The 24,778-nt window shown below is 64.3% G+C and carries 18 protein-coding genes; 10 read left to right on the top strand and 8 right to left on the bottom strand.

What is annotated here, in order from left to right:
• Window positions 1–88: 88 nt before the first annotated feature.
• Window positions 89–1,672 carry a methyl-accepting chemotaxis protein gene (locus ACPZMI_RS03865; RefSeq protein ID WP_186668318.1) on the bottom strand — a complete coding sequence of 528 codons (1,584 nt, stop codon included), beginning with the start codon at window positions 1,670–1,672 and terminating at the stop codon, window positions 89–91.
• Between the two features lie 328 nt (window positions 1,673–2,000).
• Here ACPZMI_RS03865 and ACPZMI_RS03860 point away from each other — a divergent pair, with 328 nt between their 5' ends.
• Genes ACPZMI_RS03860 through ACPZMI_RS03845 form a run of 4 tightly spaced genes read left to right on the top strand, consistent with a single transcriptional unit; the run spans window position 2,001 to window position 8,312 of the window.
• A complete protein-coding gene (locus ACPZMI_RS03860; protein ID WP_426351714.1) occupies window positions 2,001–3,164 on the top strand; it encodes an efflux RND transporter periplasmic adaptor subunit in 1,164 nt (387 codons plus the stop codon).
• Complete coding sequence (locus ACPZMI_RS03855) at window positions 3,161–6,250, top strand: multidrug efflux RND transporter permease subunit (RefSeq protein WP_426351713.1); 3,090 nt, start codon at window positions 3,161–3,163, stop codon at window positions 6,248–6,250. Before ACPZMI_RS03860 ends, ACPZMI_RS03855 begins: the two co-directional genes overlap by 4 nt.
• Window positions 6,251–6,259: 9 nt before the next feature.
• Window positions 6,260–6,934, top strand: a complete 675-nt coding sequence (locus ACPZMI_RS03850; RefSeq protein ID WP_151924405.1) for a heavy metal response regulator transcription factor — start codon at window positions 6,260–6,262, stop codon at window positions 6,932–6,934.
• Entirely contained in the window at window positions 6,909–8,312 is a 1,404-nt protein-coding gene (locus ACPZMI_RS03845) for a heavy metal sensor histidine kinase (RefSeq protein WP_426351712.1), read from the top strand. The genes ACPZMI_RS03850 and ACPZMI_RS03845 overlap by 26 nt, the downstream gene beginning before the upstream one ends.
• Window positions 8,313–8,386: 74 nt before the next feature.
• Here the strand turns inward: ACPZMI_RS03845 and ACPZMI_RS03840 are convergent, their stop codons facing one another.
• Window positions 8,387–11,146 (bottom strand): RHS repeat domain-containing protein, encoded by a 2,760-nt coding sequence (locus ACPZMI_RS03840; protein WP_426351711.1) that lies wholly within the window; start codon window positions 11,144–11,146, stop codon window positions 8,387–8,389.
• A gap of 206 nt (window positions 11,147–11,352) precedes the next feature.
• Here ACPZMI_RS03840 and ACPZMI_RS03835 point away from each other — a divergent pair, with 206 nt between their 5' ends.
• The 3 genes from ACPZMI_RS03835 to ACPZMI_RS03825 all read left to right on the top strand — a co-directional run bounded on the left by ACPZMI_RS03835 (window position 11,353) and on the right by ACPZMI_RS03825 (window position 14,834).
• Complete coding sequence (locus tag ACPZMI_RS03835) at window positions 11,353–11,577, top strand: hypothetical protein (protein ID WP_426351710.1); 225 nt, start codon at window positions 11,353–11,355, stop codon at window positions 11,575–11,577.
• Window positions 11,578–11,781: 204 nt separating this feature from the next.
• Window positions 11,782–13,113 (top strand): OprD family porin, encoded by a 1,332-nt coding sequence (locus ACPZMI_RS03830; protein WP_411383251.1) that lies wholly within the window; start codon window positions 11,782–11,784, stop codon window positions 13,111–13,113.
• Window positions 13,114–13,328: 215 nt separating this feature from the next.
• Complete coding sequence (locus ACPZMI_RS03825) at window positions 13,329–14,834, top strand: GGDEF domain-containing protein (RefSeq protein WP_186721527.1); 1,506 nt, start codon at window positions 13,329–13,331, stop codon at window positions 14,832–14,834.
• On the opposite strand, the gene ACPZMI_RS03820 is transcribed toward ACPZMI_RS03825, so the two are convergent.
• A complete protein-coding gene (locus ACPZMI_RS03820; RefSeq protein WP_186668330.1) occupies window positions 14,831–15,307 on the bottom strand; it encodes a ferritin-like domain-containing protein in 477 nt (158 codons plus the stop codon). The two genes, ACPZMI_RS03825 and ACPZMI_RS03820, sit on opposite strands and share 4 nt — an antisense overlap.
• A gap of 224 nt (window positions 15,308–15,531) precedes the next feature.
• Between ACPZMI_RS03820 and ACPZMI_RS03815 the strand changes: the two genes are divergently transcribed.
• Entirely contained in the window at window positions 15,532–15,747 is a 216-nt protein-coding gene (locus ACPZMI_RS03815) for a DUF3820 family protein (RefSeq protein WP_054892498.1), read from the top strand.
• 60 nt (window positions 15,748–15,807) lie between these two features.
• On the opposite strand, the gene ACPZMI_RS03810 is transcribed toward ACPZMI_RS03815, so the two are convergent.
• Genes ACPZMI_RS03810 through ptsP form a run of 3 tightly spaced genes read right to left on the bottom strand, consistent with a single transcriptional unit; the run spans window position 15,808 to window position 21,336 of the window.
• Window positions 15,808–17,535, bottom strand: a complete 1,728-nt coding sequence (locus tag ACPZMI_RS03810; protein ID WP_426351709.1) for a PTS fructose-like transporter subunit IIB — start codon at window positions 17,533–17,535, stop codon at window positions 15,808–15,810.
• The gene (gene pfkB, locus ACPZMI_RS03805) at window positions 17,532–18,482 is read right to left on the bottom strand and encodes a 1-phosphofructokinase (RefSeq protein WP_186668335.1); all 951 of its coding nucleotides are present in this window, start codon (window positions 18,480–18,482) and stop codon (window positions 17,532–17,534) included. Before pfkB ends, ACPZMI_RS03810 begins: the two co-directional genes overlap by 4 nt.
• Window position 18,483: 1 nt before the next feature.
• On the bottom strand, window positions 18,484–21,336 hold the full coding sequence (gene ptsP / locus ACPZMI_RS03800) for a phosphoenolpyruvate--protein phosphotransferase (protein WP_426351708.1): 2,853 nt from the start codon (window positions 21,334–21,336) through the stop codon (window positions 18,484–18,486).
• 279 nt (window positions 21,337–21,615) lie between these two features.
• Between ptsP and cra the strand changes: the two genes are divergently transcribed.
• Together cra and ACPZMI_RS03790 are read left to right on the top strand one after the other, a co-directional pair.
• Window positions 21,616–22,608 carry a catabolite repressor/activator gene (cra, locus tag ACPZMI_RS03795; protein ID WP_426351707.1) on the top strand — a complete coding sequence of 331 codons (993 nt, stop codon included), beginning with the start codon at window positions 21,616–21,618 and terminating at the stop codon, window positions 22,606–22,608.
• Window positions 22,609–22,610: 2 nt separating this feature from the next.
• Entirely contained in the window at window positions 22,611–23,387 is a 777-nt protein-coding gene (locus ACPZMI_RS03790) for a TatD family hydrolase (RefSeq protein ID WP_426351706.1), read from the top strand.
• Window positions 23,388–23,399: 12 nt separating this feature from the next.
• Here ACPZMI_RS03790 and rimI read toward each other — a convergent pair whose 3' ends face one another.
• Window positions 23,400–23,855 carry a ribosomal protein S18-alanine N-acetyltransferase gene (gene rimI / locus ACPZMI_RS03785; protein WP_186668343.1) on the bottom strand — a complete coding sequence of 152 codons (456 nt, stop codon included), beginning with the start codon at window positions 23,853–23,855 and terminating at the stop codon, window positions 23,400–23,402.
• Window positions 23,852–24,646: an energy transducer TonB gene (locus ACPZMI_RS03780; protein WP_186708121.1), complete on the bottom strand. Its 795-nt coding sequence runs from the start codon at window positions 24,644–24,646 to the stop codon at window positions 23,852–23,854. The genes rimI and ACPZMI_RS03780 overlap by 4 nt, the downstream gene beginning before the upstream one ends.
• Window positions 24,647–24,778: the final 132 nt, after the last annotated feature.

Here is a 24,778-nt window from a genome sequence, read left to right as displayed (position 1 = left end):
CCTTTTCGCGGGCAAGCCCGCTCCCACAAAAAAAAGCAGTCCTAGCCCCTGTGGGAGGGGCTTGCCCGCGAAAAGGGCACCGCCAGCCTCACTGACAGCGCCGCCAGAACTCATCCGCCAACCGCCGCAGATCCTGCGCCAGCCCCGCCACATCACTGGCACTGCTGTGACTGCGCTGCCCCACATCCACCGTCGCCTCGCTGGCCTGGCGAATACTGACGATATTGCGGTTGATGCTCTCGCTGACCTGGCTCTGCTGCTCCACCGCTGCCGCGATCTGCAAACTCATCTCGTTGATCTGGTTGACCCGCACGCTGATGCTGTCGAGCGCATCGCTGGCCAGGCGCGCCTGCTCGACGCTATGCCCGGCGTGGGTGCTGCTCTGACGCATCACCTGTACCGCCGCACGAGTACCCTCCTGCAAGGCAGCGATCATGCGCTGGATCTCGTGGGTCGACTGCGCGGTACGCTGGGCCAGGCCACGCACCTCGTCGGCGACCACAGCAAAACCACGCCCCTGGTCGCCGGCACGCGCCGCCTCGATGGCGGCATTGAGTGCCAGCAGGTTGGTCTGCTCGGCAATGCCACGGATCACATCGATGACCCCGGAAATCTCGCCGCTGTGGTTTTCCAGTTGCTGGATCACCTCGCTCGCCTCCACCAGCGAACCGGCCAGGTCCTGGATCGCGCAGCGGTTGCGGTCGACCACTTGATGACCCGACTGGGTTTCGTCTTCGGCCTGGTCGGCAGCCATCGCCGCCAACTGCGCGCTACTGGCAACCTGGGCGACGCTGGCGCTCATCTGGTGGATCGCCGTGGCGACCTGGTCCGCCTCGCTCTGCTGCTCGAGGCTGTTGGCATGGCTGGCCTGCAGGGCTTCGGCCAGCGATCCGGAATGCCCGGCCAGGCGTGTCGAGGTATCGCCTATGCGCCCGACCACCGCCCCCAACTGCGCCTTGAGCATGCGCATGGCGAAGTCGATCTGGCCAATGTCATCGCGCCGCCCCGTGTACAACTGCTGGCTCAGTGGATTGTCGGCCACCGCCAGGGCCTGGGCACGCAGACGCTCGAACGGGCGCAACAGCCCCCACACGGCCAAGCTGCTCAGGCCCGCTGCCGCCAGCCACTCGATCAAAGACACCTGCCAGGCGCCGGCCGACCAGCCCTGCCCGACGCCGATCACCAGCGCCAGCACAGCGCCAATGCCCAGCGACAGCCGCGCCCGCAGGCCCGGCACCGGCAGACGCTCGCGCCAGCGCCACCGCCCTTCGCGCAAACGTGCATAGCAGCGCTCGGCCGCCGCGACCTGCTCGTCGAGTGGACGGGTGCGCACCGACTGGTACTCGACCGTCTGCCCCGCACTGCCGATGGGCGAGACGAAGGCGCTGACCCAGTAGTGATCACCGTTGCTGCAGCGGTTCTTCACCAGCCCCATCCACGAACGACCGGCCTTGAGCGTCTGCCACATCTGCTCGAAGGCCTGGGCAGGCATGTCAGGATGGCGGACCACATGATGCGGCTGGCCGAGCAACTGCTCGCGGGCAAACCCGCTGATACGCACGAAATCATCGTTGGCGTAGGTGATGCGGCTATCGAGGTCGGTGGTGGAAAGGATGTTGGCATCACCGGGATAATCCACTTGGCGACCGGTAACAGGCATATTGCACTTCATCGGAGGCTCTCATTGTTGTCGGGACAATCGGGAGGGCGTTCGACTCTAGGGGCAAACCCCGGACGGGCATTGATCCAGCGCAATGCCTTGGCAATTGGCCATCAATGATTGGAAACTGTCAGCGCTGTCAGCCAGGCGTCACGTTGCCGACCCGATTGGGGGGCTATAAGCAGAAAAAGGACAGGACATAAAGCCGGTTATCTAGGTGTTCTGTTCGCGGGCAAGCCCCCTCCCACAGGTACTTCCGTCACAGATGGTGTGCGAGCGGGCTTGCCCGCGCAGAACACGACACGTAACCAACCCTGCCAACTGACCGGTACCAGCACCGATGCGACGTCCCTCCCGCCCCCTCGTCCTCGCCACCCTGGCCATCCTCCTGCTGATCGCCGTGGCCGGTTGGTTGCGCCTGCGCCAGGACACGCCTGCCCCACGCGCGCAAAATGCCGTGCCGGTCAGGGTGGTCAGCGTCACCCAGCAGGACGTGCCGCGCTTTGCCAGCGGCATCGGCTCGGTACTGTCGTTGCACAGCGTCGATGTACGCCCGCAGGTCGAGGGCATCCTGACCCAGGTGCAGGTCAAGGAGGGCCAATGGGTCAAGGCAGGCGACCTGCTCGCCACCCTCGACGACCGCGCGATCCGCGCCAGTCTCGAGCAGGCTCGCGCCCAACTCGGCCAGAGCCAGGCACAGTTGCAGGTGGCCGGTGTCGACCTCAAGCGCTACCGCCTGCTGAGCAGCGACGACGGCGTCTCGAAACAGACCCTCGACCAGCAACAGGCGCTGGTGAATCAACTGCAGGCCACGGTCAAGGGTAACCAGGCAGCCATCGCCAATGCCGAAGTCCAACTGTCGTACACGCAGATCCGCTCACCGGTGACCGGTCGCGTCGGCATTCGCAACGTCGACCCCGGCAACCTGGTGCGCAGCAGCGACACCCAGGGTCTGTTCAGCGTCACCCAGATCGACCCGATCGCTGTCGAGTTCGCCCTGCCGCAACAGATGCTGCCCAGCCTGCAGAACCTGCTCAAAGCCCCGTCACCAGCGCTGGTCGAGGCTTACATGGACGCCGACGGCGAACGCAGCCTGCTGGGTCAGGGCCACCTGGCGCTGATCGATAACCAGGTCTCGGCCAACACCGGCACCGTGCGTATCAAGGCCGAGTTCGACAACAAGGATGGCCGCTTGTGGCCGGGCCAACTGGTGACCATTCGCCTGCGCACCGCCATCGACGAGAACGCCCTGGTGGTGCCACCACCCGTGGTGCAGCGCGGCATCGATGGCCATTACGTCTACCGCCTCGATGGCGACAAGGTTGCCAGCGTGCCGGTGAAGGTGCTCTACCAGGACAGCGACCTGAACGTCATCGCCGGGGTCAAGGCCGGTGATCGCCTGGTGCTCGACGGCCAGTCGCGCCTCAAGCCCGGGGCACGGGTCGAGGTCGCCCCCGACGTGCCCGCCAGCCCCGAAGTGGCTGACCGCCGGAGCCAGCCATGATCACCCGCAAAGGGGTTTCGGCCTGGTGCATCGACCACCCCATCGCCACCCTGCTACTGACCTTCGCCCTGGTGCTGCTGGGGGCCATCGCTTTCCCGCGCCTGCCGGTGGCCCCCTTGCCGGAAGCCGACTTCCCGACCATCCAGGTCACCGCACAGCTTCCCGGCGCCAGCCCGGAAACCATGGCATCCTCGGTGGCGACGCCGCTGGAGGTACAGTTCAGCGCCATCCCCGGCATGACCCAGATGACCAGCAGCAGTGCCCTGGGCTCGACCACGCTGATCCTGCAGTTCACCCTCGACAAGAACATCGACACCGCCGCCCAGGAAGTCCAGGCCGCGATCAACACCGCCACTGCGCGCCTGCCGCAGGACCTGCCCAGCCCACCGACCTGGCGCAAGGTCAACCCGGCCGACAGCCCCGTGCTGGTGCTGACCGTCAGCTCCGAGCAAATGCCCGGCAACGCGCTCAGCGACTACACCGAAACCCTGTTGGCGCGCCAGCTCAGCCAGATCGACGGGGTCGGCCTGATCAACATCACCGGCCAACTGCGCCCCGCGATCCGCGTACAAGCCCAGCCCGAGAAGCTCGCGGCCATCGGCCTGACCTTGGCCGATATCCGCCAGGCCATCCAGCAGACCAGCCTGAACCTGGCCAAGGGCGCGCTGTACGGCGAGCACAGTGTCTCGACCATCGCCGCCAACGACCAGTTGTTCCACCCCGAAGACTACGCCCAACTGATCGTCAGCTACCGCAACGGTGCCCCGGTTCGCCTGCAGGACGTGGCCAAGGTGATCGAAGGCGCCGAGAACGCCTATGTCAAATCCTGGTCCGGCGACAAACCCGGGCTGAACCTGGTGATCTTCCGCCAGCCTGGCGCCAATATCGTCGACACCGTGGATCGCGTGCTCGACGCCCTGCCGCGCTTGCAGGAAATGCTTCCAGCCTCGGTCGAGGTGTCGGTGCTCAACGACCGCACCCAGACCATCCGCGCCTCGCTGCATGAAGTTGAACTCACTCTGATGATCGCGGTGATACTGGTGATCGGGGTGATGGCGCTGTTCCTGCGCCAGTGGTCGGCAACCCTGGTCGTCTCCAGCGTGCTGGGGGTGTCGCTGATCGCCAGTTGCGCGCTGATGTACGTGGCAGGCTTCAGCCTCAACAACCTCACCCTGGTGGCCATCGTCATCGCCGTGGGCTTCGTGGTCGATGACGCCATCGTGGTGGTGGAAAACATCCACCGTCACCTGGAAGCCGGAGACGACAGCCGCACGGCGGCGATCAAGGGCGCCGGCGAGATCGGCTTCACGGTGATCTCTATCAGCTTCTCGCTGATCGCCGCGTTCATTCCACTGCTGTTCATGGGCGGCGTGGTCGGGCGTTTGTTCAAGGAGTTCGCCCTGACCGCCACCTCGACCATCTTGATTTCGGTGGTGGTGTCGCTGACCCTGGCGCCGACCCTCTGCGCGTTGTTCATGCGCAAACCGCCGCAGGAACACCACGACGGCTTCGGCCAGCGCCTGGTGCGCTGGTACGAAAAGGGCCTGGACCACGCCCTCGCCCACCAGCGCCTGACGCTGGGTGTATTCGGCCTGACCCTGGCGCTGGCAGTGGTCGGCTATGTCGCCATCCCCAAGGGCTTCTTCCCGCTGCAGGATACCGGCTTCATCCTTGGCACCAGCGAGGCCGCCGCCGATGTGTCGTACCCGGCGATGATCGAAAAGCACCAAGCGCTGGCGAAGATCATCGAGGCCGACCCTGCGGTGCGCGCCTTCTCCCATTCCGTCGGGGTCACAGGCAGCAACCAGACCATCGCCAACGGCCGCTTCTGGATCAGTCTCAAGCCCCGCGGCGAGCGCGATGTGTCGGCCAGCGAGCTGATCGACCGCCTGCGCCCGAAACTTGCCCAGGTGCCCGGCATCGTCCTGTACCTGCGCGCCGGCCAGGACATCAACCTCAGCTCCGGCCCGTCGCGCACCCAGTACCAGTACGTGCTCAAGAGCAACGATGGCGTGGCCCTGAACCTGTGGACCCAGCGCCTGACCGACCGCCTGCGGGAAAACCCGGCGTTCCGTGACCTGTCCAACGACCTGCAGCTGGGCGCCAGCGTCACCCGCATCGACATCGACCGCCAGGCCGCCGCTCGCTTCGGCCTGACCACCACCGACGTCGACCAGGCGCTGTACGACGCCTTCGGCCAGCGCCAGATCAGCGAGTTCCAGACCGAGACCAACCAGTACAAGGTGATCCTCGAACTCGACGCCCGCCAGCGCGGCAAGGCCGAGAGCCTGAACTATTTCTACCTGCGCTCGCCGTTGTCGGGCGAGATGGTGCCGCTGTCGGCCCTGGCCCATGTCGCACCGCCCAGCACCGGCCCGCTGTCGATCGCCCACGATGGCCTGTTCCCGGCCGCCAACCTGTCGTTCAACCTCGCCCCCGGCGTGGCCCTGGGTGATGCGGTGCGCATCCTCGAACAGACCCAGCGCGAGCTGGGCATGCCCGATGCCATCGTCGGCAGTTTCCAGGGCGCGGCACAAGCGTTCCAGAGTTCATTGTCGAGCCAGCCTTGGCTGATCCTCGCAGCACTGGTGGCGGTGTACATCATCCTTGGCGTGCTCTACGAGAGCTTCGTACACCCGCTGACGATCATCTCCACCCTGCCCTCGGCGGGCCTCGGTGCGCTGATTCTGCTCTGGGCCATGGGCCAGGACTTCACCATCATGGGGCTGATCGGCATCGTGCTGCTGATCGGCATCGTCAAGAAGAACGGCATCCTGCTCATCGACTTTGCCCTCGACGCCCAACGCAACCAGGGTATGACGCCCGAGCAGGCAATCCACCAGGCCTGCCTGACACGCTTCCGGCCGATCATCATGACCACCCTCGCCGCCCTGCTCGGCGCGGTGCCTTTGATGTTCGGCTTCGGAGCCGGTGCCGAGCTGCGCCAGCCGCTGGGCATCGCGGTGGTCGGTGGCCTGCTGGTCAGCCAGGCGCTGACGCTGTTCACCACCCCCGTCATATACTTGGCCCTGGAGCGCCTGTTCCACCGCCGCAAGGTCGCCAACGCGGCCGCGACCGCCAGTTGAGACAAACTCATGCGTGTGCTGATCGTCGAAGACGAAGAAAAAACCGCCGACTACCTGCATCGCGGCCTGACCGAGCAGGGCTTCACTGTCGATCTGGCCCGTGATGGCATCGATGGCCTGCACCTGGCGCTCGAGGGCGACTATGCGGTGATCGTGCTCGACGTCATGCTCCCGGGCCTGGATGGCTACGGCGTGCTGCGCGCCCTGCGTGCACGCAAGCAGACCCCGGTGATCATGCTCACCGCCCGCGAGCGCGTCGAGGATCGCATCCATGGCTTGCGCGAAGGTGCCGACGACTACCTGGGCAAGCCGTTCTCCTTCCTCGAACTGGTCGCCCGCCTGCAGGCCCTGACCCGTCGCAGCATCAGCCATGAGCCGCTGCAGATCCAGGTCGCCGACCTGTGGATCGACCTGATGGCACGCAAGGCCAGCCGCGCGGGCCAGCGTCTGGAGCTGACCGCCAAGGAGTTCTCGCTGCTCAGCGTGCTGGCCCGGCGCCAGGGCGAGATCCTGTCCAAGACCGCCATCGCCGAGCTGGTCTGGGACATCAATTTCGACAGCGACGCCAACGTTGTCGAGGTCGCGATCAAGCGCTTGCGCGCCAAGCTCGACGGGCCGTTCGACAACAAGCTGCTGCACACCATCCGAGGCATGGGCTATGTCCTGGAAAACCGTGCGGGCTAACTCCCTGGCCCTGCGCCTGTCGCTGCTGTTCACGCTAGTGGCGCTGGCGGTGTTCGTGCTGATCGGCAGCGCGTTGTACCGCCAGGTCGACCGCAGCCTCGACCTGCTGCCGGCGGCCGAGCTGGATGCGCGCTTCAGCGTGCTGGAGTCCACCCTCAACCGCTTCGGCACCCTGGAACACTGGGCGAAGATCCACAACAAACTCAACCTGCTGGCCGAAGAAGACCGGCGCATCCGCTTCTGGGTGGTCAGCGATGATCCGCGCTTCGAGTACGGCCACCCCAACGAGCAGTTGCGCCGCTTCGCCCAGGGGCCGGAAGGCATGCGCGACCTGCGCCTGGCCGACACCCCCTATCCGTTCAAGATCCTGGTCAGCCAACTGCCGGCCCTGGGTGAACGGCCGGCGGTACGCTTCATGATCGGTATCGACACACAAACCTTCTGGCAGGCCCAGCACAGCCTGCTGGTGGCCATTGTCGGCCTGGCCGTGCTCGGTGTGTTGCTGGCCTCGCTGCTCGCCTACTGGGTCGCACGCATCGGCCTGCGCCCGCTACTGGCGCTGTCGGCAGAAGCCCAGGCGCTGGCCCCGCCACGCCTGGACGGCCGCCTGCGCACCCAGGACCTGCCGCCGGAGCTGGCGCAGTTTGCCAAGGCCTTCAACGCCGCGCTCGACCGGGTCAGCCAGGCCTATTCGCGGCTCGAAGCCTTCAACGCCGACGTTGCCCACGAACTGCGCTCGCCGCTGACCAACCTGATCGGCCAGACCCAAGTGGCCCTGACCCGCGGGCGCAGCGCCGAGCACTACTTCGAAGTGCTGCAATCGAATCTGGAGGAGCTCGAGCGGTTGCGCAGCATCATCAACGACATGCTGTTCCTGGCCAGCGCCGACCAGGGCAGCAAGGCCACCGCGCTGACCCAGGCGTCACTGGCCGAGGAAGTGGCGACCACTCTGGACTACCTCGACTACATCCTCGAAGACGCGCGCGTCAGCGTCGAAGTCAGCGGCGATGCCCAGGCCCCGATCGAAAAGGCGCAACTGCGCCGCGCGCTCATCAATCTGCTGAACAACGCGGTACAGCACACTGCCCCCGGGCAGGTGATCCAGGTGCGGATCGACGTCGATCAGGAGCGGGTCAGCATCGCCGTCAGCAACCCCGGGCCGGCTATCGACGAAGCGCACCTGCCATTACTGTTCGAGCGCTTCTACCGGGTGGATGCAGCGCGCAGCAACAGCGGCGGTGGTAACCATGGGTTGGGGTTGGCGATCGTCAAGGCAATTGCGCTGATGCATGGTGGGGAGGTGTTCGTGAGCACTGGCAAGGGAGTCAATGTCTTCGGGATTCGTTTGCCGGGCACCTCGCCCCCAGGCAGCCAGTGAGCTCGACCAACACCTTCATTGGGCGGTTATCAGGTGGCTCTGTGACGGCAGGTGCGGCAACCAAGTCAATGGGTCTAGCTGGCACGTGCACTTGACCGCCGCGCCCTCAGTTCACGTAACCGGTCATTCAAGTAATAACCGAGGTGATGGACTTTTTTTGAAAGCCACCCTCTGTCACTTTGACGGATCGTGCGCTCTCCGTCTCTTTCCAACCCGAGTGTAAAAGCATCCTTGGGTTCTACATGAACAGCAATGACGAGCACATCCAACTTTTCCTTCTGATCTCTAGTGCCTGGACAAACATCAACCTCTGTGATCGTCATACCCAGTGCGTCTACTATTCTTTGGGTATGTTTGCCAATTTGAGAGTTCTCCAGAAACCGCGTGGCTTTGTTCCGCTTTATCTCTTCCACTGACAGACCCGCGTCCTCTGGAGCGCTTTTCACGGCGGCAACAGCTCCATGATTGATCACATCCCAGCGCAATAGAACCTTCGGAAGCTCACCAGAGAATTTGTTTTTCTCTGCTACCATCCTGGCCTGTTTGAGGACAACCGTCGATGCATAAGTGCCCTTATTCGGGTCTTTGAAGTTTTCTCTCAATACCCATACATGAGGCCTGAATTCATTTACAAAACGGTATCTGCCGGGACCGTCATTATATTCAGAGCGCACGCTATGACCATCAGGCAAGATAGAGTGCGTCATTTCAACGGCCATCATTTTACCGTCCTTGGTTTTTTTACGCAGGCGCGCACGACTTTCATCGGTTGCGGGATACCCGCGCTCGTTCTCATCGAGAATAAATTTATTCCAATCGAATGGCGCCTGACCATCACCGTCGCGAAAACGCAGGGGTGAGTTCCTTGCCATACGGAACAAATTCACCCCATCCAGCGTGCCACCAGGATCAGCACTCAACCAACGCCCCGCCTGCGGCTGGTAGTAGCGCCAACCGTAGTAATACAGCCCCGTCGCATCCAGCTCCTTGCCAGCATGACGCAATGTCCGTTGCATCATCGTGTCGGTTTCAGTCGCAGGCTCATCATTGCCAACGGTACCGCCGTAAGGTGCGTACTCCTCACGGACGATGACCTTGCCAGCGGCATCCGTCTCACCTCCCGAGCTGTTCAGGTGATCGCTGAAGCCAAAGCGCAGTTGCGTTTCGCCATTGAGTTCGTTCCTCACCAAACGCGCAGCCCCAACGTTGGTAATCAGCACATGGCGCAGAGGCGCGGCCACACCCGCCACTACATGCTGGCGCACCTCAAAGGCATGGGTGTAAGTGATCAACCGGGTTTGCGTACCACTCCCGATGGTCACGGTGTGGACTTTGCGCGTGCGGCTGCCGCCAGTGGAGTAGTGGTAACGCTCATTGTCATCTTCGGCATGTTCACGACTCACTAACGTGACAGCCTTCAGCTGATTATCTACGTGCCAGCGCAAGGTCCTGCCGTCGGCCAGCTGTTTCTGCAACCCTCCAGGCAGAAAGCCCGTCTCAGGCGTAAGCCCTTGCCCTTTCACGACGGCACGATTGCTGCCCAGCGCCACTTCAAGCTCACGCGTGCGTTGGCCTGCTCCACCCTCATGCCGAATCAGCCAAAGATTGTTCCCATCATCGTAGGAATACTCTTCTTTGTAGGGCGCCCACACCTGGCCAGCACTCGGATCACTGCGAGTGCCTGATGAGGGATGATGCCGAGCCGCAGGCACGCGCTCACGTCCGGTTGCCGACACCAGGCGGTTCAGCGTGTCGTAAGCATATTGCCGAAGCCCCGTGGCCTGCTGATTGTTGTGCCATTCAGGGTTCGCGCCCTGGTCATCGAGGCTGAGGATGTTGCCGACTGGATCGTGCTCGTAATGCAGGTCACTGATGACCAGACCGCCCAGAGGATGACCCACAGGGCGAGCGGTCAGACGTCGCTTGAGACGAGGGATACGGGGGTCATATTCATAGCGATCCACGACACCGTTACCCGCGGCTCGCTCCAGCAATCTGGAATCTGCGGCATAGCGAGCATCGCGCAAGGTGGCGACTTCCTCGACCTTGCCACCCTTCATGTATCGAACCCGGGTCTGCTCCCGTGCGCCGCTGATTCCATATATTTCGACGATAGTGACACCGGCGGCATGCGTGGTACTCAGCAGGGCACCAGTGGCATCGAGCTGATTCAGGACCTCCAGAGGGTCCTCGACATCTTCTTCTGTGGTACGAGACCAATCGGGTTGTTCTATCTCGACCTTGAGCAGGCATTGCTCGGTAGCCAAAGGATGGCCGGTCAACGAGAGGCGCAGTGACCGGTCGATGCCAGCGTTATGGTGGGTTTCCAACAACTGCCCGCAAAGATTGCGAGCCTTCCAATGCGCTACCTGTGCAGGTGCATAGCTGTAGCGTTCACGCACGCGACCGACCTGGATGCCGGCCGCCATTTCCGTCAACGCCAATCGCCGCCCACCGAGAGCCCCGGCTTCGTAGATAGTCGCAGTCGATGTCTTCTGTGCATTGAATGACCAGAGCGCGCGCCCGGCAATGTCCAGCAAAGTCAGTGAGGTATCACCGTCTGCGGTGTGAAGCAGCAACGGTTGGTCAGTCAGCGTCGAAACCGTGATTGCATCGGCGTTGCCGGTGGCGTCGCGCACGAGCGCGCGCGCACCGAACAGGCGCGTGGTCCGACAGAGCCGATCATCAACTCGCCGCTGCGCCAGCGCACGCGGTGGTGCATCCGCTGTGGCCGGGCACCGCAGCAACGTCAGGGTACGGTAGAAGCCGGTGAGCGTCGGCGTGCCAGCATGCAGCGCGGCACTCTTGGTGATCCCGGCTAGGACGGGTCGCATTTTTATGCCCGCTCCAACGATGCATCAACCGCGAGTGTCGTCGCATCCTGAGCCCGCGTCACCTGGCAGAAATGCCAGGCCGCCTATCGGAATAGTTACCTTTTATGCAAGAGTCATTTTCGTTATCACTGCTGTTTCAAATGCCTGTTCAGGACTAATTTAGCCCTGTCTTCACTCACACTTGCCACGCAAGAAGGTTGTTTCAAATGTCCAACAGTATGGGTATTGCCAGCGTCTTCGTCCTGTCGTCCCTGTTGTTGTCGCCCCTGGCCATGGCTGAGGAATCGCCGGCCTTCGTCGCCCGTAACGCAGAGATTGCCGCCACCCTGCAACAGTCGCAGGATGCCTATGCCGCGCAGCACCAAGGTGCGACAAAAGGCTTGCAACAGACAGCTTCCAAAGTCTCGAACGATGACAATGCCGACAGCTGATCGGCAGCCGGAACACGTCCTGTTTTCCCCCGGCTACGCCATGGGCAGTGCCTGTGTCGATATGTTAGCCTTTTAAAGCCGCTGCGCATCAGCGGCTTTTTTTATGCGCTTTAATTATCAGCCGGTTTGTAACGTCCCTCACAAGAAACTGCAATTCCGACAATTAGAAACTGCCCCACCGTTAGACCAAAGGAGCATTTACTCGTGTCCTTCGCTTTCCGTTTCACGCCACTGTTCGTTGCATTGGCCGCAACGATTCCCCACGCCGCCCAGGCGGACGACGACAAGGCTGATGGCTTCATCGAGGGTTCATCGCTGAACCTGCACTTTCGCAACGCCTACTTCAACCGCAACCAACTCAACCAGGGTGTGCGCGACAATCGCGAGTGGGGCCAGGGCGCCGTCGCCCGCTTCGAGTCGGGCTACACGCCCGGTGTGATCGGTTTCGGTGTCGATGCCCACGCCATGCTGGGCCTGAAGCTCGATGGCGGTGGCGGCCACGCTGGCACCAGCATCCTGCCGACCCACCAGAAGAACGAAGACGAACTGGGCGCCGCGCCGCATTCATTCTCCACCGCGGGCGCCGCGATCAAGCTCAAGGGCTTCGACACTGAACTGAAGGCCGGTGACCTGTTCCTCACCAACCCAGTGATCGCCGGTGGCGAGACGCGCATGCTGCCGCAGACCTTCCGTGGCGTGGCGCTGACCAACACCAGCGTCGACGGGTTGCTGCTCGAAGGCGGCCAGGTGAGCTTCACCAAGCCCTACAACCAGAGCGGCCACCGCCGCATCGACACCTACTATAGCCAGCAGACCGACGACCAGCGCAGCAAGCACCTGTCGTGGGCTGGCGCCGCGTGGAACGGCACCGAGAACATCACCGCCAACCTCTACGCCGCCGAACTGAAAGACATCTGGAACCAGTACTACGCCGACTTCGACTACACCTATGTGGTCAATGACCTGGTCAGCCTCAACCCGGGCGTGCACTTCTACCACACCCAGGACACTGGCCAGTCGAAACTGGGCAAGATCGACAACAACACCTACAGCCTGCACTTCACCGTGGCGGCCGGTCATCACAGCGTCACTGCCGCCTACCAGCGGGTCAACGGCAATACGCCGTTCGACTACATCAACCTGGGCGACAGCATCTACCTCGACAACTCGCGCATGTACTCGGACTTCAACGGCCCCAACGAGCGCTCGTGGAAGCTGCAATACGACTATGACTTCGCAGGGCTCGGCATCCCCGGGCTGACCTCGTCGCTGTCGTATTCGCGCGGCAAGCTGGACCTCACCAAGGCTGATCCGAACAGCGTTGGCTATGGCCACTGGTACAGCGAGGACGGCAAGGATGCGCGCCACTGGGAACGCGACCTGGACGTGAAGTACGTGTTCCAGGAAGGCCAGTTCAAGGACCTGTCGGTGCTGCTGCGCTATGCCAGCCACCGTGGCAGCCAGGGGTACTCGGCCGTGGATAACGATAACGACGAGCTGCGTGTGATCGTCGACTATCCGCTGAACGTGTTCTGATCGGCCCTCTCTCAGCGGATGGCACCGGCGTTGCCGGTGATCGCGGGACGAGCCCGCTCCTACAGCCCTGTAGGGGCGGGCTTGTCCCGCGAAGCCCCTGATGCATTTCCGACGGACTAATCTTGTCCGACAATTGCCACTTCCCTAGAATATTGCCGCCGCTTTATAGCCCTACCCTCACGGAAAGAGGGGCCTATGCAGTAGCGAGCCTGATGTTGCACACTCGATCCCCGCGCCCCATCCTCCCCAGGCCTCACCCCGAGCTGATCCTCAACCTGGGCAGTTGCCTCGCCGTGCTCGCGATTGTAGGTATCGTCAGCTATCTGCTCGGCCGCGAACGGGACAGTGTCGAACAGTCCTCCATCCGCGCCTCGAACAACATCGTCCAGCTCATCGAAAGTGACATCCTGCGCAACGCCGAACTCTACGACCAGTCGCTCAAGGGCCTGATCTGGGCAGTCGGGCGCCGCGAGCTGCCGGAAGTCCCCGGCCCGCTGCGCCAACGCCTGCTGTTCAACCAGGCCTTCGTCGACCGCAGCCGCGGCGATGTGCTGTGGCTCGACGCCCAGGGCGACGTGGTGGGCGACTCCACCAGCATCATTCCACGCCAGGCCAACTTCGCCAGCACGAGGGTGTTCAAGGCCCACCAGGCCAATGCCAACCTAGGTCTGCTGGTCGGTCCACCGTTCAAGGCACAGCTGGGCGATCTCGATTGGTGCATCAGTTTCAGCCGGCGCATTCCCGGCCCCAATGGTGAGTTCGCAGGCCTGGCGACCGGCGCCCTGCGCCTGTCCTATTTCAGCGAACTGTTCCAGCGCCTGGATATCGGCGAGCACAGCAGCATCAACCTGCTCAACACCAGCGGCCAGTTACTCGCTCGACAACCGAGCCGGCCACAAGACCTACCGATCGGCAGCGACTTCAGCCAGTACCCTATTTTCCAGCGCATTCTCAAGGCGCGCAGCGGCAGTTTCAGCGCACACTCGAACCTGTTCGACGAGCGGCGCATGTACACGTTCGCGCGCGTGGGCGAACTGCCGTTGATCGTGTTGGTAGCGCACTCGTCTTCCGAAGTCTTCCAGGCCTGGCGGCGCACGGCGCTGATCGTCGGCCTGGCCACGGGGGTGCTGTGCCTGGGCATACTCTGGCTGACCGTGCTGCTGGGGCGCGAACTGCGTCGGCGCCACGATGCCGAGCAGGGCCTGGCCACCCTGGCAGCCACCGACAGCCTCACGGGGCTGGCAAACCGACGTCGCCTCGATCAGGTCCTGCGTCAGGAATGGGCGCGCGCGCAACGCAACCGCACGGCGCTGGCGGTACTGATGGTGGATGTGGATCACTTCAAGGCGTTCAACCAGCGTCACGGCCACGCTGGCGGCGACCATGCCCTGCGTGAGGTGGCGCGCACCATCAATCGCTGCATCCGCAGGCCGGCCGATCTGGCAGCGCGCTACGGTGGCGAAGAATTTCAGGTTGTGCTGCCGGAAACCGAACTGGCCGGTGCGTTGCTGCTGGCCGAGCGCATTCGCCTGAGTGTCGAAGCGATGCCGCGATTCGGTGCCGATGAGCGGCCAATCACGGTCAGCATTGGCATCGGCCTTTACGAACCCGGCACCCAACACGACCTTACAGAAGTGCTGGGTGCCGCGGATGAAGCCCTTTACCGGGCCAAGGCGGGGGGCCGTAACCGGGTAGAAGGGCCTGTCACGCCTGTTGCTTAGGAGCGGGCGCGAGCAGCGTCACGCAGTGCTTTCACCTGGTCGTGATTGCGCTGTACGCCTTGCAGTTGGCGATCGACCAAGGTCAGCGCATTCTGCGCGCTGGGGTTGTTGAGCTTAACGAGCTTTTCTCGAGCTTCCTTGTAGGCCTTCAGGGCATGGTCTTCGCCCCGCTCCACTTCGTTGAGCACCGCTTCTTCATCCTTGCCGGTCACCATCGACTTGAGGTTGACCCAGCCACGGTGAATATCACCGCTCAAGCTGGTCGAGGTCTCGGGATCGCCACCAAGATGACGTACTTCAGCCTGAAGTTCGGCAGCGGCCTGGTTACAGGCCGTCGCTCGCTGGACGAAGAAGGTCTTCAGCTCAGGATTCTTGACGTCATCGGCCGACTCCTTGAAACCCTTTTCGCCGTCCTTGCTGTACTCGATCAGGTCGTTGAGCACGTCGATCACATCTTTGTTGGGGTTGCTCATGGCGTAACTCCTTGGCAGGTGATAGTCCCTATGACTGGAGCAGTCTTCATGCCAAGCCTGAACATAAAATAAAAAGCTTACAAATCAGTTACTTATTTAATAGTCGCGACGACAGTGAAACGGTGTTCTGCATGATCGCCGCTTGCGTGCTCGTGCAGATTGCAGGGTGGCTACGCACAGCGATTGCTGTATGGTCGGCGCTTTCAGCGCACCAGGTTCACCGAATGAAACCCGAATCCTTGCAACTGCTGGTCACACGGACCATGCCCTTCGGCAAATACCAGGGCCGGATCATCGCCGACCTGCCGGGCGACTACCTGGCATGGTTCGCGCGCAAGGGCTTTCCGCCCGGCGAGCTGGGCGGGTTGCTGGCGTTGATGCATGAGATCGATCACAACGGCCTGGGCGAGTTGCTGGTGCCATTGCGGCACAAGCGTTGAGATCAGTGCTGGATGCTTCGCGGGCAAGCCTGCGAAGCATCCTCCAGCGCCTCCAGCCGATCACTTGGCCGGCGCCACCACCATCTCCACCCGCTCCCCCTTCTTGATCAGCGCGTACACCACCGCCGTCACCAGGCTCCCGGCCAGGATCGCCAGCAGGTACAGCAGCGCATGATTGATCGCGTTGGGGATCAGCAACACGAACAGTCCACCGTGCGGCGCCATCAGCTTGCAGCCAAAGTACATCGACAGCGCCCCCGTCAGCGCACCGCCGGCGATGCTCGCCGGAATCACCCGCAATGGGTCCTTCGCCGCGAAGGGAATCGCGCCCTCGGAGATGAAGCAAAGCCCCAGCACCAATGCCGCCTTGCCCGCCTCGCGCTCACTCTGGGCAAACTTGCGCCGGGCCAAAAAGGTAGCGATTCCCAGGCCGATCGGCGGCACCATTCCAGCGGCCATGGTCGCCGCCATCGGCGCGTAGCTCGACGAGGCCAGCAAGCCTACCGAGAACGCATAGGCCGCCTTGTTGATCGGCCCGCCGAGGTCGACGCACATCATCCCACCCAGCAGCAATCCGAGCAGGATCGCATTGGTGGTTCCCATGCTGTCGAGAAAACGCGTCAGTCCCTCGAGCATCGCCGCCACCGGATGACCGACCACGTAGATCATCACCAACCCGGTGAACAGGCTGGCCAACAGCGGGATGATCAGGATCGGCTTGAGCGCTTCGAGGCTGGTGGGCAGACGCGCCCAGCGGCTGATGGCCTTGGCGCTGTAGCCAGCAAGAAAGCCCGCGACGATACCGCCAATGAAACCCGCCCCCAGGGTGCTGGCCAGCAGGCCACCGATCATCCCTGGGGCCAGGCCCGGGCGGTCGGCGATGGACCAGGCGATATAGCCCGCCAGCATCGGCACCATCAGCTTGAACGCCGCCTCGCCACCGATCTGCATCAAGGCCGCAGGCAAGGTGCCCGGCTCCTTGAACGCCTCGATGCCGAAGACGAACGACAGGGCGATCAGCAGCCCACCTGCCACCACCATCGGCAGCATGAACGACACGCCGGTCAACAGGTGTTTGTAGACACCGGCCTTTTCACTTTTCGCGGGCGTCTCGGCTGCGCCCTCGGCGCTTTCCAGCTTGGCGTCGGCCAGCGCCTTGTCGAGGGTCGCCCGCGCCTGCTTGAGGGCGATGCCGGTGCCGCATCGGTAGATGCGCTTGCCCGCGAAGCGTGCAGCCGGCACCTCGATGTCGGCTGCCAGCAGCACCACGTCCGCCTCGGCAATGGCGTCGGCCGTCAGCGGGTTGCGTGCGCCCACCGAGCCCTGGGTCTCGACACTGAAACCGTAGCCCAGCTCCCGGGCAGCCTGCTGCAAGGCTTCGGCCGCCATGAAGGTATGGGCCACACCGGTCGGGCAGGCGGTGACCGCCACGATACGGGGTGCAGCGCTGCGGCTTGGCACCTCGGCGCCGCTCGCTTCGAGCACCTTGGCGTTGGCCGCCGCTTCATCGAGGAAACCTTCGCGATCGGCCAGCGCCTGGGCCGGGGTGCTCTGGTACACCGGCTTGCCGACGAAGCGACTCAGGTCCACCGAACCCGTGCTGACCACCAGCACCCAGTCGGCCTCGGCGATCTGCGCAGGGCTCAGGCGCCGCTCGGGGTGCTCGGCATCCCACACCTCGACACTGGTACTCCAGCCCCGGCGTTGGGCCGCGGCGGCCAGCAAGCGCGCACTCAATACACTCGACACCTGGCCATTCGGGCAGGCGGTGACGATCGCAATGTTCATCGGCGAGCCTCTTGTTGTTGTTCTGTCAGTTGCACGGCAGCCTCCAGGCGCGACAGCTGTTCGCGGTCGTCGATGCCGAAGCCCACCTGGGTCACCGCCTGGGCAGCGATGGCCGTGGCGCGGCGCAAGGTCTGCCCGGCGCTCTCGGCCTGCAGCAGGCCATGAACCATGCCCGCCACCAGCGAGTCGCCCGCGCCCACGGTACTGGCGATGCGCACCTTGGGCGGCTGGGCATGCAGTGCCAGGTCAGCGGCGAACCAGTTCACCCCGTGCTCGCCCTGGGACACCACCACGTGAGTGACGCCGCTGTCGAGCAGACGCCGGGCGGCATCGCGCTGCTCGGAAAAAGCCTGCACGGTGATGCCGAAAAGCTCGCCCAGCTCATCGGTATTGGGCTTGACCAACCAGGGTGTGCTTTGCAGACCGGCGCGCAAGGCTTCGCCGCTGGTGTCCAACGCCACCTTCAGGCCCTGCGCGGCCAACTGTCCCAGCAACTGGCAGAACCACTGCGTGCTGACGCCACGAGGCAAGCTGCCTGCCACCACCACCACGTCATGCCCGGCTGCCCGCTGTGCCAGGTACTCGAGCAGCTCGGCCTGGGCCGCGTCGTCGACCTGCGGGCCCTGGCCATTGACATCGGTGACCCGGCCATCGGCCTCGACCAGCTTGATGTTGGTGCGGGTTTCGCCCGACACGCGAACGAAACCGTCGTCGAAGCCGCGGCGGGCAATCAGCGCTTCGAAAGGCTGCAGGTTGTCGCGCCCCAGAAAGCCGCTGACCGTCACCTGATGCCCAAGGTCAGCCAGCACCTGGGCAACGTTCAGGCCCTTGCCGGCGGCGTGGCTGCGCTGGTCATGGGTGCGATTGACCTCACCGGCGTGCAGGCGCTCGAGGGTTACCGTGAGGTCGATCGCAGGGTTGAGGGTCAGGGTAAGAATCTTGGCCATTTCAATAACGCTCCACCAGCGCCCGTACCGCCTCGGCGCTGTCCTGTTGCAGGGCCTCGCGCGCCAGGGCACGGGCCGTCGGGTAATCGGCCTGGCGCACCAGGGCCTTGACTTCGGCGACGCTGCGCGCCGCGACGCTCAGTTCGTCCACTGCCAGCCCCAGCAGCACCGGCACTGCCTGCGGGTCGGCCGCCAGTTCACCGCACACGCCCACCCACTTGCCTTCGGCATGGGCGGCGCGCACGGTCATGTCGATCAGTTGCAGCACCGCCGGGTGCAGACCATCGGCCTGGGCCGACAGGCTCGGATGGCCGCGGTCGATGGCCAGGGCGTACTGGGTCAGGTCGTTGGTGCCGATGCTGAAGAAGTCCACCTCCCGGGCCAGTTGCGGGGCCAGCAGCGCAGCCGACGGCACCTCGACCATGATCCCCACCTGCAGGTCATTGACCGGGATCTCCTCACGCAGCCGCTCGACCATGGCCTTGGCCGCGCGCCACTCGTGCATCTGGCCGACCATCGGGAACATGATCCGCAGTGGCCGGTCGTCGGCCGCGCGCAGCAAGGCGCGCAACTGCTCCTCCATGACCTGCGGACGCTGCAGGGTCAGGCGCACGCCACGCACGCCGAGGAAGGGGTTGTCTTCATCGGCGATCGGCCAGTAGGGCAAGGGCTTGTCACCGCCCACATCGAGGGTGCGCACCACCAACGGGCGCCCCTGCAGGCCATCGAGCACGCGGCGATACTCGGCTTCCTGGGTGGCCACATCCGGCAGTTGCGGATGAGCCATGAAGATCAGTTCGGTGCGCAACAGGCCGACGCCTTCGGCGCCAAGCTCCACCACCTTGTCGATGCCACTGCTGTCACCGATGTTGGCGAAGACTTCGACGGCATGGCCATCGCGGGTCACGGCCGGCTCATGGCGTTTGACCCAGGCGGCCTGCAGACGCTGCTCACGCTGATCGCGTTCGGCCAACGCACGCTGCAGCTCATCGGCAGGCGGCGCAACGCTGACCTTGCCCCGTTGCCCGTCGAGCAACAGCGGCGTACCCGCCTCCACCAGCAGGATCGCCGCCCCGGCACCGACCACCGCCGGAATGCCAAGGGCGCGGGCGACGATGGCGCTGTGTGCGGTGGCCCCGCCTTGCGCGGTCACGATGCCAGCAACCCGCGCCGGGTCGAGACGCGCCACATCGGACGGCCCGACTTCAGCCATCACCAGTACATAAGGCTGTTGCGGCTCGGCCTGCTCCGCGACGCCACACAGCTGCGCCAGCACCCTTCGGCCAATGTCGCGCAGGTCGGCGGCACGTTCGGCGAGCAACGCATCGCGCAGCGCCTCCTGTTGGCTTGCGGCCGCCTCGATCACCGCCATCCACGCCGCTGCGGCGCTTTCGCCCTGGGTCAGGCGCAGGTCCACCTCATCGCCCAGTGCCGGGTCGGCGAGCATCTCCTGGTGTGTGATGAAGATCTCACCGATCGCCTTGTCGCTGCGTTGCACCAGTGTCTGCAGCTCGGCGTTGACCGCTGCCAGGGCAGCACGCAGCCTGGCACGTTCCTGGGCGCAGGATTCGCCGCGCAGCGGATAATCGATCTGGCGCTCAATCCGTACATGGGCCGGCCCGCTGGCGATGCCTGGCGCGGCACCGACGCCCTGGACCTGGCTACCGGGCAGCGGCGCTTGCAAGGTTTCGCCCACCACCTCGGCGACCGGCAGGGCATGCGCCGGCAACGGTTCGACGTCCTCGCCCAGGCCCTGTTCGATGGCTTCCAGCAAGACCGGCAGGGCATCACTGGCGATCCCCGGCTCGGCGATCAGTTCCAGTTCCTGCCCACGCCGAGCCCCTAGTGACAGCAGGCGGCTCAGGCTTTTCACCGATACGCCGGGATGGCCGCTGTCGGTCAGGCGGATGCGGATCTCACCCTCGAAGCCCTTGGCCAGTTGCGCCAGCACCTTCGCCGGGCGGGCATGCAGGCCATGGGGGTTGGCCAGTATCACGCGCACGCTGGGCCAATCGGGCGGCGCCTCGCCGCCCAGCACCTGCAGCACATCGCGGCTGCTGGTGGCCTGGTAGAGGGTCTGCCCGCGCCCTTCGATCAGCACCTGACACAGGCGCTCGAGCAAGGCCTGGTGCGCAGCGCCAAGGCTGGCCAGGCAGAACAGGCCGTTCAACGGCTGGTCACGATGACGCAGGGGCTGCTGCGGCGTCACGAACGCCAGGCCAGGCTGCAGCACATCGCGCTCGCTGTGCAACCACCACAACCCCTCCCCCAACGGCAGTGGCTCGGCCTGCTGCAACAGCGCTGCGAAACCGCTGTCTACACAGCCGCCACGCTGCAGCAGGCGCGCACCGCGCCAGGCCAGTTCAGCGAAGTCTTCGGCGGGCAGGTTCAGACCGATCAGCTGTGCATCCAGCGCCAGTTCACGCGGCGCCCCCTGCAACAGCTTGAGCAGTGCGTCGGCAGAGCTGGCGCGGCGCAGCGCCTCGGCCAGGTCGGTTTCACCGAGGGCACGCGTCAGCAGTTGCAGCAGGCGCAGGTGTTCGTCAGAGCGCGCGGCGATGCCGATCGCCAGGTAGACGATTTGCCCATCGCCCCAGTCCACCCCCTCGGGAAACTGCAACAGGCGAACACCGGTGGCGTACACCAGGTCGCGGGTCTGCGGGGTACCGTGGGGAATGGCGATGCCTTGGCCGAGGAACGTGGAGCCCTGCGCCTCGCGAGCCACAAGGCCCTGGAGGTAACCCTCGGCGACCAGGCCATCGCTGACCAGCCGATCGGCCAGCAGGCGCAGTGCCGCTGCTTTATCGCTGGCAACTTGGCCCATGGCTATCTGCTCTCTCGCGAGCTCGAGCATGACCTTCTCCTTTTGCAGTACCCGTCGCTCGGGACTGAGGTTATTGTTGTGGGATTCAACGCGTTTTTTCACCCGCGGGCTCAGGGGCAGTTCCCGTTCAATCGGATGCTGAAACGTTTAATCTGACCAGGCGGCCACGTTACTCGATAATCTGCGTAGGAAAAAGCCCCAGTTTGTCGGAACAATTGCGACAATGGTCGCCTGCACTTGGACACAATTCTGAGTAAGACTAACCGATCAGGCGCCCCAGGCTGCCCCGGTAATAACAAGGAAAATGCGGTGAAACTCAGCGATATCGCACGTCTGGCCGGTGTTTCCGTGACCACTGCCAGCTACGTCATCAACGGCAAGGCCGAACAGCAGCGCATCAGCAGCGCCACCGTCGAGCGGGTGCGCGCCGTGGTCGATGCCCACGACTTCACGCCCAACCCCCAGGCTGCCGGCCTGCGCAGTCGGCACACACGCACCCTCGGCTTCATCCTCCCGGACCTGGAAAACCCCAGCTACGCACGCATCGCCAAGCAGCTCGAACAGGGCGCGCGAGCCCGTGGCTACCAGTTGCTGATCGCCAGCAGTGATGACCAGCCCGAAAGCGAACGCCAACTGCAGCAGTTGTTCCGCGCTCGCCGCTGCGATGCGTTGTTCGTCGCCAGTTGCCTGCCGCCGGAAGATGACAGTTATCGCGAAATGCAGAACAAGGGCCTGCCAGTGATTGCCATCGACCGCCGCCTCGACCCCGCGCACTTCTGCTCGGTGATCAGCGACGACCGCGATGCCAGCCGCCAACTCACCGAAAGCCTGCTGGGCAGCAAGCCTCGCAGCATCGCCTTGATCGGTGCGCGTCCGGAGCTGTCGGTCAGCCAGGCCCGCGCCGGGGGGTTCGACGAGGCCCTGCAAGGTTTTGATGGCGAAGTTCGCCGCTACGAAGGCGACGCCTTCAGCCGCGCCTGTGGCCAGCGCCTGATGGAAACGCTGATCGACGAGCTCGGCGACCTGCCCGATGCCCTGGTGACGACCTCCTACGTATTGCTGCAAGGCGTGTTCGACGCCCTGCAAGCCCGTGCCAGCGGGCCACGTGGGCTGCAACTGGGCACCTTCGGCGACAACCAGTTGCTCGACTTCCTGCCGCTGCCGGTCAACGCCATGGCCCAGCAGCACGGTCAGATCGCCGCCACCGCACTGGAGCTGGCCCTGGCCGCCATCGAGCAGAAGACCTACGCCCCAGGCGTACATGCCGTGGCGCGAACCTTCAAGCAGCGCATTTCGGCCTGAACATGCGCCTGATCGACACCCATACCCACCTGGACTTCCCCGACTTCGACGCCGACCGCGAGCGCCTGCTGGCCAACGCAGCGGCGCTGGGGGTCGGGCGCATGGTGGTACTGGGGGTGGATCAGGGCAACTGGCAGCGGGTCTGGGACCTGGCTTGCAGCGATGCACGCCTGCCAGCCGCCCTCGGCCTGCACCCGGTGTACCTCGAGCAGCACCGGCCCGAACACCTGGCGCAACTGCGCGCGTGGCTAGAACGCCTGCGCGGCGATCCACGCCTGTGTGCGGTCGGCGAGTTCGGCCTGGACTATTACCTGCCCGAGCTCGACAAGGACCGCCAGCAGGCCTTGTTCGAAGCGCAATTGCAGATGGCCTGCGACTTCGAATTGCCTGCGCTGCTGCACGTACGCCGCAGCCACGCCCAGGTGATCGCCACGCTCAAGCGCTACAAGCCCGTACGCGCCGGCATCATCCACGCCTTCGCCGGCAGCTACGAAGAAGCACGCGAATACATCAAGCTCGGCTTCAAGCTGGGCCTGGGTGGCGCCGCCACCTGGCCGCAGGCCTTGCGCCTGCGCAAGACCTTGCCGCGCTTGCCGCTGGAGAGCGTGGTACTGGAGACCGACGCGCCAGACATGCCGCCGGTGATGCACCCCGGCGCGCGCAACAGCCCCGAGCATCTGCCCGATATTGCCCGAGCGCTGGCCGAGGTCATGGGGGTGGAGTGCGTGGCGCTGGCCGAGGCCAGTACGCGCAACGCCTGTGAGCTGTTCGGCTGGTAGCCGCGCAGGCGCTTACTCTTCGAACAGGGTGCAAGCCATCACCAGGGCGTCTTCACGCCCGCCAGCGACCGGGTAGTAATCGCGACGCCGACCGATCTCGTTGAATCCGTAGCGCTCGTACAAACGATAGGCCGACTGGTTGCTGGCACGCACCTCCAGGAAACACTCGCGCCCATTGAGCTGGTAGGCACGCGCCATCAGGTGTTCGAGCAGCCGCAAGCCCAGGCCGCGCCCCTGGTTCTCCGGCTTGACCGTGATGTTGAGCAGGTGCGCTTCGTCGATGATCACGTTGATCACGCCATGCCCTACCTGCTGCTGGCCGTCGAACATCAGCCACACTTCGTAGGACTTGAGCGCATCCTGGAAGATCCCGCGGGTCCAGGGGTGGCTGAAGGCGGCATATTCGATCTTCAGCACGTTATCCAGATCCGCCTCGGTCATCGGGCGGAAACTGATCGAGTCACTCATTCAACGCTCTTCCAGCGCGCCATCAGCTGGCGCATCGCTTTCCAGACGTCCGCCTTGCGTTGCGGTTCGTCCATCAACAGTTCAAGACCCGGCAATGCCCAGACATCGCCCAGGCCGTCGATCTTCAGTGATTGGTAGTAGGCCTGGGCATCGGCGTCGCCGGCAAAACGCACCGCTGGCAGGCCGATCAGCCAAAGGCAGGTGCAGGGGGCCTCTTCGAGGCGGGCCTGGATGAAGCCCTGGACGAAATCACGCGCAGCCTCCGGCCCCTGCTCCATGTTGCCGCGTACGAACAGCGGCCAGCGCACCGGCTCGCCGATGATCTGCGGCGCGTCCGGCAGGCCCGCAGCGCGCAGCATGTCCTTGAGCAACAGGTAAGAAGGGTCGCGGCTCTGGAACGGCTGGCCGGTGGCAAGCTCCACCAGCAACAGGCACGTGCCGGCGCGCAGCAGTTGCAGGGCGAAACGCGGCGGCGGCACCGGGGCCGGACGGGCAGCCTTGGGCGCCTCCTCTTCGCGCTCGACCGGCTTGGCAGCAGGCTTGGGCGTGCTGCCGGGGCGCGGGATCTCGATTTTCGGTCGCTCGCCGGAGCGGGCATGGACCGACGCGGCTTCGCCCTGCGCAGGCGCCTGGCGCACCGGCTGCACCTCGACATCCAGCTCCTCGACCGGCGCCACCGGCAACAGCAGCTCGGGGCGCGAAGGCGCGGCGAACGGCAGTTCGGCACGCGGCAGCCAGTGCACCACTTGCATGGCGGAAAGGTAGGCGCGGCGGCGGGGTTCGGTCAGCAAGGCTCGGGTATCCGGGGGGTTTGGTTCAGTCGGGCATTCTAACGCCGTTGGCGGCACCGTGCTGCAACAGGCTGGCGGAAAAATTTATTGCTTGTGTCGGCCTCTTCGCGGGCAAGCCCGCTCCCACAGGAT

Source organism: Pseudomonas wayambapalatensis (assembly GCF_049942315.1).
In the GTDB taxonomy this organism is placed as follows: Bacteria; Pseudomonadota; Gammaproteobacteria; order Pseudomonadales; family Pseudomonadaceae; genus Aquipseudomonas; species Aquipseudomonas wayambapalatensis.
The sequence above is the reverse complement of the archived record's forward strand: the minus strand, read 5'-3'. Positions and strand labels throughout refer to the sequence as shown.

Coding starts and splice junctions, on each gene's coding strand:
- ACPZMI_RS03865 (WP_186668318.1), bottom strand. CDS start 1,672: ATGAAGTGCAATATGCCTGTTACCGGTCGCCAAGTGGATTATCCCGGT.
- ACPZMI_RS03815 (WP_054892498.1), top strand. CDS start 15,532: ATGAAACCCGAATCCTTGCAACTGCTGGTCACACGGACCATGCCCTTC.
- ACPZMI_RS03855 (WP_426351713.1), top strand. CDS start 3,161: ATGATCACCCGCAAAGGGGTTTCGGCCTGGTGCATCGACCACCCCATC.
- ptsP (WP_426351708.1), bottom strand. CDS start 21,336: ATGCTCGAGCTCGCGAGAGAGCAGATAGCCATGGGCCAAGTTGCCAGC.
- ACPZMI_RS03820 (WP_186668330.1), bottom strand. CDS start 15,307: ATGAGCAACCCCAACAAAGATGTGATCGACGTGCTCAACGACCTGATC.
- pfkB (WP_186668335.1), bottom strand. CDS start 18,482: ATGGCCAAGATTCTTACCCTGACCCTCAACCCTGCGATCGACCTCACG.
- ACPZMI_RS03835 (WP_426351710.1), top strand. CDS start 11,353: ATGTCCAACAGTATGGGTATTGCCAGCGTCTTCGTCCTGTCGTCCCTG.
- ACPZMI_RS03845 (WP_426351712.1), top strand. CDS start 6,909: ATGTCCTGGAAAACCGTGCGGGCTAACTCCCTGGCCCTGCGCCTGTCG.
- ACPZMI_RS03860 (WP_426351714.1), top strand. CDS start 2,001: ATGCGACGTCCCTCCCGCCCCCTCGTCCTCGCCACCCTGGCCATCCTC.
- ACPZMI_RS03840 (WP_426351711.1), bottom strand. CDS start 11,146: ATGCGACCCGTCCTAGCCGGGATCACCAAGAGTGCCGCGCTGCATGCT.
- ACPZMI_RS03850 (WP_151924405.1), top strand. CDS start 6,260: ATGCGTGTGCTGATCGTCGAAGACGAAGAAAAAACCGCCGACTACCTG.
- ACPZMI_RS03810 (WP_426351709.1), bottom strand. CDS start 17,535: ATGAACATTGCGATCGTCACCGCCTGCCCGAATGGCCAGGTGTCGAGT.
- rimI (WP_186668343.1), bottom strand. CDS start 23,855: ATGAGTGACTCGATCAGTTTCCGCCCGATGACCGAGGCGGATCTGGAT.
- ACPZMI_RS03790 (WP_426351706.1), top strand. CDS start 22,611: ATGCGCCTGATCGACACCCATACCCACCTGGACTTCCCCGACTTCGAC.